This window comes from Segatella paludivivens DSM 17968 = JCM 13650 (assembly GCF_000373185.1).
Classification (GTDB): domain Bacteria; phylum Bacteroidota; class Bacteroidia; order Bacteroidales; family Bacteroidaceae; genus Prevotella; species Prevotella paludivivens.
The window spans coordinates 65,909-79,688 of sequence record NZ_KB890635.1 but is presented as its reverse complement, the minus strand read 5'-3'; the positions used below and the strand labels follow the sequence as shown (position 1 = coordinate 79,688).

The window sequence follows — 13,780 nt, the reverse complement described above, 5'->3', positions numbered from 1 at the left end:
ATCTACATTCACAGCACCATATTCTGTCTGAACCTCCTTGGACATCTTCCCATTACGACGATTGGTTTTATTCAAAGGCTTGGTTGCCTCAAGATGATTATCCAACTCTCCTTCAAGAGCGGCATTAAGAAAATCTTCCAATACACGGTGAAAAGCACCATCTTTACCAAACAAGGCGGTGCCACTCTTAAACTGATCTTTTGCCTGAGATAACATCTCAGAATACTCTTCTTGTGTCATTTTGATAACATTATTATACTGTAAAAACAGCGATTAATATTTTTTATTGTATTAACTCATGACACAGTTGAAATGACATCCTCCATTTCACGCGACTTGCTATCAAAATAAGTACATTCGTAATGTATCATCTATACCTTTATTTCTTTACAGTATGCAGCCAAACGGATTTTAATAATACATCGTTATATCTTAAATTTATTAGTGATCTGTCTAGCCGATTAACTTGACCATTCAAAGCAATAAAGCAAATATCGAATTCTATTAACAAACAGCTTCATTGTCATAAATAATCTTTTTTATGCATAAAACGCTTGTCATTAAAGTCTTAGAGACTAAACGACAAGCGAATTCATTGTCTATATTATTATAACTTAAATTTATAACCTAATGTGAATTGGAATACACTATTTTTCTGATCATATTCTTTCTTGACATCAGTAAGACCATAATTATATCTTGCATCCAAACATACATTCTTATACTCGTATGACAAACCTACAGGTATAGATAAATCAAAAGAGTGAGTCATTGAAGAACTTATATTGTCATGGATCTTAAATCCTGGTTGAATACCAGCCTTAACGGCTAACCCTTTAAACAAATAGTAATTGGCAAGAATTGGAATATTAAGATAATCCATTTTAAACTTATAACGATACATATTTCCATTTGCTGGTTGTAAGTTATATACCATAGAATTATTACCCTGCTGTGAATACATCAAACCTGCAGAGATGCCAAACTTATCAGTAACAGCATATTGTCCTTCTACTCCAAAAGAAAGCCTAGCATAACTATCCTGCTGATAAGAATCACCACGCCATGAAGCAATGTTTAAACCGACTTTGGGTTGGATTGTAAAATCACCCTGAACTTGTTGTGCATTCATTTGTTGAAAACTAACAAATGCCAACATCAATAAAATAAACTTTTTCATTATTACCAATTTATATTACTAAAATCTATTGTAAAATCTCTACGAACATCAGCACCTTCACAGCATCCTGTATTAAAGTGCTCAAAAGAGCAATTAACTTTGTTTTTTGGCATATATCTTGAATTAAAAAATGGAGTCAGTACTTTTTCCATCACTCCTATTCCTTCATTAGGTATTGTCAAATGATATTTAATATCTCCAATTGAGAGATCTGCCCTATAATCTGTTGCATGTCTTCTTGACCAAAATCTTTTCTTATTTTGTTCGCAAAATTAAGGCATTGATAGATTAAATACAAGTTTTTTTCATCCCACCTTATCCCGTTTTATGTATTTTAGCATAAAACTATGTATATATTATAAAAGAAAGCTTTACCTTTGTATAATGTAAGGCTGTATTCAGCAAAAACATACAAGAAAACTTGATGATTTTTGCACTCATTTGCACTACATTTGTATAATGTAAGGCTGCATTCAGCAAAAATATACAAGAAAACTTGATGATTTTTGCACTCATTTGCACTACATTTGTATAATGTAAGGCTGCATTCGGCAAAACTTACAAGCAAACTTATTATTCTGAATTTAGCACTATAAAAAAAAGGGCAATGAACAAAAAACTTCGAAATAGTCTATTATTGTTGATTATGATCTGTTGCACATATTGTAGTTGTAACCAAAAACATCAGGGAAGAAAGTCAGATTCATATACACAGATGAAAAAGAATCTGCAATCCATAATTTTACGCGACAAAAATAATATTATTCCATCTTCAGACGATTCCATAAAATCTGTATATAACTATTTTATGGAGAATGGAGAAGATTCAGATAAGCAAAAGGTCAACTTTTATATGGCAAGCACATATAGAGACTTGAATGATAACCCAAGAGCTTTGAATTATTTCCTAAAAGCACAAGAGATAGGAGAAAGCAATGATGATATTGATGCTATTTTACAGATTAAGACTTACTCACAATTGGCTTATATATATTGTATACAAAACAACTATAGAGAAGCTATGTTTATTGCAGAGAAAGAATGCAGTATTGCAAAGAAAGCTCATTGTGTTACAGTTTGGAACATAATGGATATGGTAACACCGGCATTTGCTTTAAATGACACAATCAAGGCTAGTAAGTTGGATAATATAACTATGAAGATTATCAAAAACTCACATGATTACAGCAAGTTTTCTGAAATAATAGCAGAATTACTATACAACAATACGATTTGGAACAAAAAAGATGCAGCGGACAGTTGTTACAATCTTATCAAACAAATTAAGCAACAAGACAGGCCCCATAATTATTATACGGCAATAGGGGCATATTACTATAAATATGTTTCTAAAGATTCAGCAGCAAACATTTATAAGGAGCAAATGGAGAAATGCCATCGTTTAAGAAGCAGACACGATGCAGCAAATGGATTAATGAAATATTATGCTTATAAGAAACAATATAAACTATCTACAAAATATGCTCTCTTGTTAAACGACATAAAAGATTCCATAGAGATAGAAGAAGCAAAAGATCAGACCAAGAACACCTACAATGAGTTCAGATATCAACAAAATAAACGTATTCAAGAAAAAGCTCATGAAGAAATAGAAGTAGCTAGAAACAGATTTGTCGTATGTCTATTTATTCTGGTTATTTTTATATTAGTAACAACATGCTTATATTATTACAGAAAGAAGGAAATTGCAGAAAAGCTATTAAATAAGGACAAAGCTATTAAGAATGCACAGTTTGTGATTAAGAAAAAGGACATTGAACTGAATGATAAAAAGAAGGAATTATCAGAACTTGATGAAGAACTTAGTCGAACAGAGGAAAACCTGGAATTGAAGATGAGCCAAAACAAACAGCTAATGAAGTTTGCCTTTATGAAGAAAATATCTTCAAACGCATCTGAAATAATAGATAAATTTAAAAAAGCCTCTGAAGGACAAAATAATATAACTGAAAAAGAATGGCAAGAACTATTCGCTGCTGTAGATAAACTATATCCAGGATTTAGTGCTATGGTACAAAACAAAATACCTAAAATTTCAAACGAATTATTAATAACGGCATATCTACTGAAAATTGGAATGACTAATCCACAAATAATGCGTCTTACTAATTTTCCTCATCAAACAGTATGGAGAAGAACTAAGAAAGTTGAGTCCTTACTTTGTGATGAATTAAAATTCATTCCATAACAAATAGGCTTTTAACCATTTTAATGTGGCTAATCAAAATATTTTTATTTACTTTGCAGTGGAAAAAGATGATAAATTATGATTAGAACTTTGTTTTATATTGGTATTGGAAGTTGTACTGGTGGCATTTCACGCTACTTGTTATCAAAGTATGTTCAAAATATGACAAGTAGTGGCTTTCCTATTGGAACATTCATGGTAAACATAATTGGATGCTTTATCATAGGACTTCTTTACGGATTATTTGATCGTGGTAACTTGATGAATACCAATCTGAAGCTGTTTCTTACAGTTGGATTCTGCGGAGGTTTCACAACATTCTCGACTTTCATGGGAGACAATTTCCAACTGATAAAAGCAGGAAACTTCTTCTACTGTTCTGTATATATGGCAGCTAGCATCATTTGTGGTTATCTATTCTTGTTTCTAGGTTATTCACTCATTAAATTAATATAGTTATGGAATCAAGTTCAAGAGAAAAAGTCTTAAGATTCTACGTTAGCAGTACTGATGTAGTGAAACATATTTCCGTTTACGAAGCAATTGCTGTTGCTGCCAAGGAACATGGATTGGCAGGAGCAACTGTGTATAAAGGTATTATGGGATTTGGAGCAAGCAGTAAACTCCACTCTGATAAATTCTGGGAACTCATAGACAAAGTGCCTGTAATCGTTGAAATCGTTGACACAGAAGAAAAGATAAACAGTTTTCTTGATGTAGTGCTTCCTTGGATTAAACAATTACCAAAAGGTTGCATGGTTACATGTCAGGACACTGACGTTATCTTAATTAAAAACGGGCAATCCCCTTCATCTAAAGAATAGAGGAAAGGGATTGCCTTTAAATTATTCTGCGGTATTGATTACGACACCGCCATTTTTCGGGATGCTTATCGATAGTTTTCTTTTACCATTGATAACTTTTACAGATCCATTCAAGGATGCGTCATCTGTATATATCATCAACTTCTTTGCGCCAGCAAGCATTGACAAATCTATAGTTTTCTTTAATGTTGTGGTTTCTGCATTAACTCCTGCTATATACCATTTATCACCATGTCGACGTGCTAAGATAATATATTTACCAGGATATCCATCTATATACTTCACTTCGTCCCAAGTTGTAGGAACATTCTTCATGAAATCTATAGCCCATGAAGGAGCATCTTGAAGATTATTTGGTGCTAATGCAAAATGCTGTACTGCACTTTGAAACAAAACTGCTGTTGCCAAAGCATATACATCAGAAGTAACACGATGATTACCATGCTTGTTGTCAGCATTATAATACTTATTAAGTGCACTACCTCCGAAATCCATACTACCTATCGTATTACGTACGAATGGATGAATACAAGCGTTTACAGCCTCATGATTGCAAAAATCCTGAGAGAAGTGAAGATTTTCACTTGCCAACACAGCCTCACTAGCAGCATAATTAGGATACATACGTTCCCAACCTCTAGGAATTGTACATCCGTGGAATATTACTTCAAGTCCATAGTCATTGGCATCAGACAGAATTCCTTCATATACTTGCATCATCATCTGCTTGTCACCACCGAAGAAATCAACCTTGATACCTTTTATACCAGTCTGTTGCATCCATTTCATCTCCTTCTTACGCAAGATAGGATCATTCATTATCCCACGTGGAGACTGAAAAGCATCATTCCAATAACCATTAGAATTATACCACAGATATAGTGATACACCCTTTTTAGCACCATATTCAGCAAGTTCAGCAATCTTGTCACGACCAATCTGAGTATCCCATAATGCGTCAACAAGTACAGACTGATAACCCATAGCAGCAGAAAAATCAATATACTTTTTCTGGTCGTTATAGTTACAACTTGCGTCCATACCTATAATCCAACTCCATGAACCTTTACCATAAGTATATTTCTTAGATGGTTCATATTTCCTTTCAACTACATCAAAAGGAACTGTAGTCTCAACAATATTTGCAAGGGTATTGCCTAAAGTAATTGTACGCCATGGAGTCTTTCCTGGCAAAGAGATACCTGGAGAAACAGTGCCATTACCATTACATTCCCCTGTCTGCGGGAATCCTATACAATATGTTCCATCAGATTCTCCAAGAAGTCTTCCTGCACAATAACCTCCGTCGACACCTGTTTCAGAAACAAGCATCCAACCGTCGTTCTGGTTTTTAAACAAGCAAGGGAATGTGTAACCTTCTCCCCAACCGTTTTTACCCATAGCATCATCAAGAGTATATGATGTCTCATAACTTGGAGATGTGCCTGCAAATCCACCCATTGGTTTGGCCTGCGGGCAAAGGAAAGTAGTACTTCCTGTTGCAGGCTTAAACTGTGTCAACTCTTTTGTTATCGTGCAGCTAAGATGTGCACCGGCAGGATGAATTACATATCTGAAAGCAACATCGCGATTACTAACTCTAAATATTACATCTAGCACATTTACAGTATCACGATAGTATTTGCATACAGCCTCATTGGCTACATAATGCACATTGCTCTGTTTGATGTTTGGCAATGAATAATTTTCATCTAACTTTGATATTTTTACATCCTTCAATCGTAGATTTTCAGAATAATCGGCATGATTAGTTATGACACCCAAAAGAGAAGGTTGTATAAACACCTTATCGCCATATTTCACAGCATATTGCGGTTTCCCGTTATCATCAGTAACGGTAACACATATTTTCCCGTCAGGACTTTTTATCACATTGTTTAGTTGCTGACAAAAAGCCGTAAGACATGATAGTATGATACTACCGAATAAGAATAATGTTCGTTTCATATTAATTATTTAAAATCTTAAAGTTATTCCCTTACCAGAATATATTACTGTTTTTGATACATTCTGTTTTTCGCCATTCGTATAAACAAGTTTCAACTTACGCTTCTTACACATTCCTTTAAAACTACCCTTTCGCTGTCCTATCTCAAGAGTGCGAGAACTGTCTTTCCATGTTATTGGATATGTAGAATATGCGCCTTTCTCATAATTATAACTTATTCCGTCATCTTCGTAAACAGTAAACGCTCCGTCGGCTCCTCCATAGACACGAATCTCCCATGGAGCATTGCGGTCTTCACTAGTGCTCTGAACAGACGGTCCTAACGGAATTATAGAGCCACCTTTTGCATATACAGGTATTCGTTCCTTAACTATAGGCATTTGATATGTCTCGCCACCAACATACATTTTATTAGTAGCGAAGTCATACCATTTTGTATCTTTAGGAAGATAAACCGGCATCTGGTTTATGCCCTGTTCGAATACAGGAGCTACAAGTAAAGACTTACCAAACATATACTCATCTTTCTGTTTCAAAGCTAATTCATCATCAGCAAAATCCATTATAAATGGTCGCATAATAGATGTTCCGTTCATTGATACGGCTGCCGCATTAGAATAAATGTAAGGCATCAGCTTATAACGCATTTCAAGACACAGACGAGCATTATCAGAAACTTTTTGACCATAATTCCAAAATTCAGTATTGCTCATATAACCATGGACACGCATCAAAGGTAAGAATACAGATGTCTGCATCCATCTCATGAAACGTTCATGATAAAGGGAATCACTGTATTGATTACCAGGACGGAAAAAGCCTCCTGCATCATAAGTCCACCAAGGTATTCCAGCCGCCATAAGTCCCAAACCTGCTGTTACCTGTCGTTTGAAAGTATCCCAGTCGTTACCAACATCACCCGACCAGTTGGCAATGCTATAACGCTGTATTCCTGTGTAAGAACAACGAGTAAGTATCATCGTACGCTGCATTGGATTGTCTCTGCGGCAACCCTCATAAACAGTTTTGTTTACCAACAGCGGATATGTGTTTCTGAACACTTCTCCAGGTGTTGTACCATTGTTAACAAATCTACCTGACAAGTCGTCATTTTCTGGTTCGGTTGCATCCTGCCACCATGCATCAATACCATAAGGTTTAAGCATACGCCTACTGAAATTACTCCAATAGAAATCAGCTGCCTTTGGATTAAAGAAGTCAACCCAGTTTGTATTCGGAATAAAATATCCCAAACTGTCCAATTCGTGTCCAAGTTCTGTTTTATGGTCAGTATTAGACCAAACAGAAACCATGAACTTTATATTCATTTTATGAAGACTGTCGGTCATGGCCTTTACATTAGGATATCTGTCCTCATCAAACTTCATAGCGTTCCAACCATATTTTCCCCAATACTGCCAATCCTGAACCATCATATCAACAGGAAAAGACTCTTTACGGAATCGATTAGCCGTTTCGAGTATCTCATGTTGTGAATTAAAACGTTCACGACAATGAATATATCCCAATGCCCATAAAGGCATAATTGGTGCCTCACCTGTTACCTCGCGATAAGCAGCCATAGCCGCATCAGCATTACCGGCAAAGACAGTATAGTCTATGCTTTGTGAAACAGGCGAACGAAAGACTGTCTCGTCTGTCACCTTATGATAATAGAGTATTGGCGAATCATTGTTAGTGAGTTGTGATTTGACATGATGAATGCCTGCAGAAAGATGAGCTATTACAGATGATGTAGGTGGAAGCCATAAATTTTCCATGTTTATCAATCTTTGTCCATCAATTTCAAGGTTCAGTTTTCTAGCCATTTTCTGCCCTACATCAAGAAGAAAAGAATAATCTCCTTCTTTATCAATATTTACATCAGCCTCAAATAAATTACTTTCGCGACGTTCTTTCTTATTTCCAGCTGTTGTTGTTACATTTACTTCTGTGACATCGCCACCCTCTGCATTCTTCTTTAGAGCAACATTATTGTCAGAAGGATTGAAATCAACGAGACCATAATTATTCCACAACAATCCATATCCTTTATTTGATAATATCATTGGTATGGAAATCTGCGTGTTGACCTGTGTAAGTCGTCTTGACAATCCACGAACATCAAGATAGCCATCCTGAAACTGTCCTAATCCGTATTGATGTTCATTTGACGGAGAAGCAAAATGCTGTTCGGCAATATAAGTCTTCTCTTTGCCAACAAAAGAATGAGCCAGACTGCGTCCGTTTTCGGCAAGTATCTGTTTACCATTCTTGTTAAGATATGAAATCAATCCAGTATTACGGTCTATCTCTACAGTGATATTCTTCAGACAAATTGATACTTTATCTTTACTATCCTTTATATTGAGTGTAGGATTCTTCAAGTTTTCTACATAAACCAATTCAGGCATAACACGATATACCTGCTTACTGAATATCGTCCTTACGGCATTATCAGTAAGCGGTATTATTGTAAGAGTTCCGTCTATTGTAGTGATATTAACCTGTTTCTTATTGACATTATATCGCAAAACCTTCTGCGACATTGCAGCAATAGAAACCTGCAAGAATATCATTACAATTAATAATAATCTCTTTTTCATCTAACATTAATGTTTATGATTATATCACGTGAGTGAAATATCAACGTTTCTTCATCTGCCAATAATCCAACTTAAACAGTTGTTTGTCGGCATCACCTTTGAATACTAGATATAAATCATGAACACCACTGATATTTGTCATACCTGCGATATAATTACTCCATTTATTATCTTCACCTGCTATTTTGCAAGTACCCAAAGATTTGCCATTTATATTGTCAATTCGAATTTCGACCGTACCTCCATTCAAAGGTGCAGCATTTATACTTATGCTTTTCGCTCCTTTACCGAAGTTAACACCCTTCAACATGATATAATCACCATTGTGGATATCATTTACTGCAACACGATTATTCATATTCTCTGTCTTCACGCCTTTACTCCAAGCCATAGTCTCTGCCTCTACACGCTTATAAGGATTAAGATGTCCTATCTGTGCAACGCCTTCCTTTGTCCAATATGGTACTTCCTCTATTGTTCCGTCCTTATGATAATGCATCTCAGCGACAGAAACAGAACGACGCTCATGATGTTCCATTATTCCATGAGCATGCATAAGGTCATAGTTGAGTCCAAAGACATAAGATTTTCCTTTATAATCCATGATTCCTGGATGATTACCCCTACTCTTATCTGTCGGCGCCATGATATAGTTTTTGAATGTCCACGGACCTGTAGGAGAGTCACTCATTGCATATCCTATACCTTCAGGACAGCATGTAGAAGCATAAGCAAGATAATATTTACCTGCACGCTTATAGAACCAAGGTCCTTCCTGATAATGCGCAGGACGAGCTACTTTATGAATTTCTCCAGAATATGAAATCATATCCTTATTAAGTTTTACATAATATGGGTCTGGATTACCCCAATACATATAAGCCTGTCCATCATTATCAATGAACACAGTAGGATCTATATCATTCCAATTTTCTTTCTGCCAAACAAGCGGTTTGTTTATCGGGTCAACAAATGGTCCATAAGGACTATCAGAGACCAAAACACCTATGCCATTGCCATGAATAGGACAATACATATAAAACTTACCATTACGGGCGACAACTTGTTCTGCCCATGCGCCATTATCCATTTTAGTCCATGCAAAACTTTTAAGTGAAGCAACAGCTCCGTGATCGGTCCAGTTCACCATATCAGTAGAGGTATACAGCAACCAATCCTTCATCATGAATCCGTCAGCATTGTCCTCATCATGAGTAGTATATAGATAAACAGTGTCTTTATATACCATAGGGGCTGGATCAGCAGTATATTTTGTTGTTAAAATCGGATGTTGTGAGAAACAAGCCAAAGAGGATGTTGCCAACAACATAAAAGATAATATTCGTTTCATAATATTTAAGTATTAATTATTTATATGCAAAGTAACAGGTTATTTAAACTGCCACCAATCGAAATTGAACAATTTAGCACCCTGATTACCTTTAAAGAGGAAGTATAAATTGTGGATACCAGTTATCTCTTCATTTAGATTTGCATCAACAGTCTGCCATTTCTCCCAACCTCCGGTATAAGGAGCTGTCAATGTACAGAGTAATTTTCCATCTGGCTTGTCAGCATGAACTTCAATTTTTCCTCCTTGCAGAGCACTAGCTACACTTGCAGTGAATGTTTTTGGAGATGTAGTTCCGAAATCCAACACACGTACAACAATAGAATCGCCATTGTGGATATCACTTACATAAACACCAGTTTCCTCATTCTGTTCAACTCTAACACCTTTAGAGAAAGCCATTGTCTCAGCTTCAACTCTATTCTTTGGGTTCATAGTTCCGATAGGTTCTACACCAGCACTTGTAGGTTGAATAATTGGAAACGAACCATCCTTATTATATTTAAATTCTTCAACTGCAACACTACGACCGAAACCTCCACCCTTAGGAAGTTTACCTGTATGGTAGAAGAAATAAGAATGTCCCTTGAAATCAGCAACGCCACAATGATTTGTAAAACTGCCTGTATTTGACAAAGGCATTACCTCACCCATATACTTCCATGGTCCAAATGGCTTCTTTGCCATAGAGTAAGCAATATGTTCTGGCACACCACCAGCGGCATACAACAAATAGTAATTTTTATTGCGCTTCATTAGCCAAGGTCCTTCAACATACGAATCCTTATATTTGACACCTTTCTGCCTTTCACTGAAAGTTGGACCACCAAAGCCTTCTGCTGTCATAGGAATCTTTTCAACTTGTCCATCAATGCTCACCATATCCTTATTCAACTTACAGAAGTAAATTCGTGGATTTCCCCAACATAGATAAGCCTGACCGTCATCATCTAACATGACAGTTGGATCAATATAATCCCAATTACCGTCTGCAAGAGGTTTACCAATAGCATCCTTAAAAGGTCCTGTAGGACTATCACCTACTGCTACACCAATAGCCATTGCACCGCTTAATTTAGAATGAGCGCATACATACCAATAGTATTTACCGTTTCGCTTTATAGTCTGTGCCGCCCAAGCTCTTCCATCAGCCCATGAGAATGACGCCAAAGATAATGGAGAACCATGATCAGTCCAGTTTACCATATCGGCACTAGAATAAACACGCCAATCGTTCATCCAGAAGAAGTTAGCATTGTCTTCATCATGACCTGTATATACATACATTCTATCGCCATCTGCCATTGGTGCAGGGTCTGTTGTATAATTTGTTTGCACAATAGGATTCTGAGCAAAGCTGACAGCTGCAGCTGTAGTCATGAAAATTGATAAAAGTATTCTTTTCATTTATAAGTATAGTATTAATAAAACTAAGTGCAAAATAACATAAAATATTTTAGAAACAACAATCACTATGTGTCTAAAACTTTGCACCCTGTATCATTTATTGTCCCAATAGGGTAAATTCGGGAATTTTAGGGCTAATTTTACATACATATTCATAAACTGTAGTAACTGAGTATATATCATTTCAAACTATTGATAAGCAGAAGAGTCTTGAAAAATAGTTTCAAGAAAAAACAATTATCAAGATTTTATTGTACCTTTGAAAAATAAATAAGCGCAAAAAAGATACATGACTAATAATAATTTCACATGGATATTGCTCAAATGGTTTGAGGAAAACGGACGCGACTTACCTTGGCGTGAAACGAAAGATCCGTATGCAATATGGTTGAGCGAGGTGATTTTGCAACAGACCCGCATTCAACAGGGTTATGCTTATTGGGAAAGATTTATGCAACGATTTCCGACAGTGAAAGACCTTGCTGATGCTACAGAAGACGAGGTCTTACTTTATTGGCAGGGATTAGGTTACTATAGCAGGGCACGAAATCTACACACTGCCGCCCAGCAGATTGTATCATTAGGTCATTTTCCAAACACTTTTGAGGACATCAAAAAACTAAAGGGAGTAGGCGACTATACAGCTGCTGCCGTTGGTTCCATCGCTTTCAACCTTCCCGTTGCCGTGGTGGACGGAAATGTCTACCGTGTACTGTCACGTTATTATGGAATTGAAACACCTATCAATTCGACAGAAGGGAAGAAAGAGTTTGCTGCGTTGGCACAATCACTATTACCAATAGACCAACCTTCATCTTTCAATCAGGCAATGATGGATTTCGGCGCAATTCAATGCACTCCTACATCACCACACTGTTTGGACTGTCCTTTGACAGAAAGGTGTGAGGCATTCCGCTCTGATAGGATTGGATTATTGCCTATAAAGATTAAGACTATTAAAATTAAGACAAGACATTTCACGTATGTCTACCTGCGCTATCAGAATCAGACTGCAATCCATCGACGTCCCGCAGGCGACATTTGGCAGGGATTATGGGAACCGCTTCTGATAGAGGACGGAGAGATACCTGACTTCAAAGGAAAACTTACATTATTAAAGAAAGAAGTGAAGCATGTGCTCACACATCAGATTATCTATGCAGACTTTTATCTTCTAGAAACACAGAGTAAACCAGAATTAACGAAAGACTTTATTTGGATTAACGAATCCGAACTAGACAATTATGCAATACCACGTCTGATTGAATTACTGACAGAAAATTTAAATCTCCTCAAAAATAAGTAGTGCATAATCACAATAAATTCTCCACGATATTCCTAAACAATAAGCAATATTCTACAGAATAGTTCGTGAGGAAAAATAAATCTTCCATATATCCATAACAATAGAGCAAAGTTATGATGCAAGATTGTTACGACAATGAAAAGAAGGTTTTAATAAAGCTACTTTATAAAGTCCCCCCAAATGCTGAGAAATGACAAAATAATCGTATCTTTGCATCAAGATAAAAACGAATTGTAATTTAACAACAAGATGATGAGATCAAAAGACTTAAAACCGTCTGAATCAGCGAAGATATTAGTGATAGGCGAAGATTCTAATTTACAATGGTCCGACACTGTGACCGAAGTAGCCATGTTTGCCGACTATTATTTTCGCAGTTTTCCGGAAGATGACGGAGAACGTAGTCGTAATGTGGAAGCACGCAATTTATTCAGTCATATAGATTTCGTCACTCTCAATCGTGTCAAGCCCCAAGAGATATACATTACTAACTTGTGTAATGACCAGTTAACTCCTGCTCCGAAGGGGAAAAGAGTTCTTATCACCGAAGAGCATGCTATTAAGGGACTGTCTCATATCGAATGGCTGTTAGAACAATATCCAACAATCGAATATGTGCTGACCATGTCTCTGCAAACCAATTATTGGTTACAGAAATTGGGATTCTATGGCGACGACGAGAGATTCATTGAAGAGGCTCAACCTCGTCGTAAAGGTTTCGAGGATATGTCTGCCCCTTTCTATCAACCGGTGAATGGAAAGGCTTTCGAATCCATCTGCGGCAATATCTATGACGCCAAAAATCATCCTGTCAAAGTGATACCCATCCTTGCAGCCAAAGATTATCCACTGAAAGGAAGAAACGAAGAGCTTTACACAGAGGCTTACGAAAAAATAAGAAATTCTTTTCGCAAATCATAGATTATCG

Annotated in this window: 11 protein-coding genes; 5 read left to right on the top strand and 6 right to left on the bottom strand. The window is 36.4% G+C overall.

Going from position 1 to position 13,780, the window contains the following annotated elements; translation table 11 throughout:
* Window positions 1-240, bottom strand: a 240-nt coding sequence (locus B045_RS0104730; RefSeq protein ID WP_018463123.1) for a transposase, incomplete at its 3' end; no start/stop codon positions are given.
* 367 nt (window positions 241-607) lie between these two features.
* On the bottom strand, window positions 608-1,180 hold the full coding sequence (locus B045_RS0104725) for a porin family protein (protein WP_018463122.1): 573 nt from the start codon (window positions 1,178-1,180) through the stop codon (window positions 608-610).
* Between the two features lie 715 nt (window positions 1,181-1,895).
* On the opposite strand from B045_RS0104725, the gene B045_RS0104715 reads away from it, so the two are divergent.
* The 3 genes from B045_RS0104715 (at window position 1,896) to B045_RS0104705 (ending at window position 4,213) form a co-directional block, all read left to right on the top strand.
* Entirely contained in the window at window positions 1,896-3,389 is a 1,494-nt protein-coding gene (locus B045_RS0104715) for a tetratricopeptide repeat protein (protein ID WP_154650102.1), read from the top strand.
* Window positions 3,390-3,467: 78 nt separating this feature from the next.
* The gene (crcB, locus tag B045_RS0104710; RefSeq protein ID WP_018463119.1) at window positions 3,468-3,845 is read left to right on the top strand and encodes a fluoride efflux transporter CrcB; all 378 of its coding nucleotides are present in this window, start codon (window positions 3,468-3,470) and stop codon (window positions 3,843-3,845) included.
* A gap of 2 nt (window positions 3,846-3,847) precedes the next feature.
* The gene (locus B045_RS0104705; protein WP_018463118.1) at window positions 3,848-4,213 is read left to right on the top strand and encodes a DUF190 domain-containing protein; all 366 of its coding nucleotides are present in this window, start codon (window positions 3,848-3,850) and stop codon (window positions 4,211-4,213) included.
* 21 nt (window positions 4,214-4,234) lie between these two features.
* Here B045_RS0104705 and B045_RS0104700 read toward each other — a convergent pair whose 3' ends face one another.
* Genes B045_RS0104700 through B045_RS0104685 form a run of 4 tightly spaced genes read right to left on the bottom strand, consistent with a single transcriptional unit; the run spans window position 4,235 to window position 11,546 of the window.
* A complete protein-coding gene (locus B045_RS0104700; protein WP_044067619.1) occupies window positions 4,235-6,181 on the bottom strand; it encodes a glycoside hydrolase family 97 protein in 1,947 nt (648 codons plus the stop codon).
* 9 nt (window positions 6,182-6,190) lie between these two features.
* Entirely contained in the window at window positions 6,191-8,788 is a 2,598-nt protein-coding gene (locus B045_RS0104695) for a glycoside hydrolase family 31 protein (protein ID WP_025883953.1), read from the bottom strand.
* Window positions 8,789-8,828: 40 nt separating this feature from the next.
* Window positions 8,829-10,139: a glycoside hydrolase family 43 protein gene (locus tag B045_RS0104690; protein ID WP_018463115.1), complete on the bottom strand. Its 1,311-nt coding sequence runs from the start codon at window positions 10,137-10,139 to the stop codon at window positions 8,829-8,831.
* A gap of 39 nt (window positions 10,140-10,178) precedes the next feature.
* A complete protein-coding gene (locus B045_RS0104685; protein WP_018463114.1) occupies window positions 10,179-11,546 on the bottom strand; it encodes a glycoside hydrolase family 43 protein in 1,368 nt (455 codons plus the stop codon).
* Window positions 11,547-11,835: 289 nt separating this feature from the next.
* Here B045_RS0104685 and mutY point away from each other — a divergent pair, with 289 nt between their 5' ends.
* Both mutY and B045_RS0104675 read left to right on the top strand, forming a co-directional pair.
* Window positions 11,836-12,852 carry an A/G-specific adenine glycosylase gene (gene mutY, locus B045_RS0104680; RefSeq protein WP_018463113.1) on the top strand — a complete coding sequence of 339 codons (1,017 nt, stop codon included), beginning with the start codon at window positions 11,836-11,838 and terminating at the stop codon, window positions 12,850-12,852.
* A gap of 336 nt (window positions 12,853-13,188) precedes the next feature.
* The gene (locus tag B045_RS0104675; RefSeq protein WP_238312153.1) at window positions 13,189-13,773 is read left to right on the top strand and encodes a hypothetical protein; all 585 of its coding nucleotides are present in this window, start codon (window positions 13,189-13,191) and stop codon (window positions 13,771-13,773) included.
* Window positions 13,774-13,780: the final 7 nt, after the last annotated feature.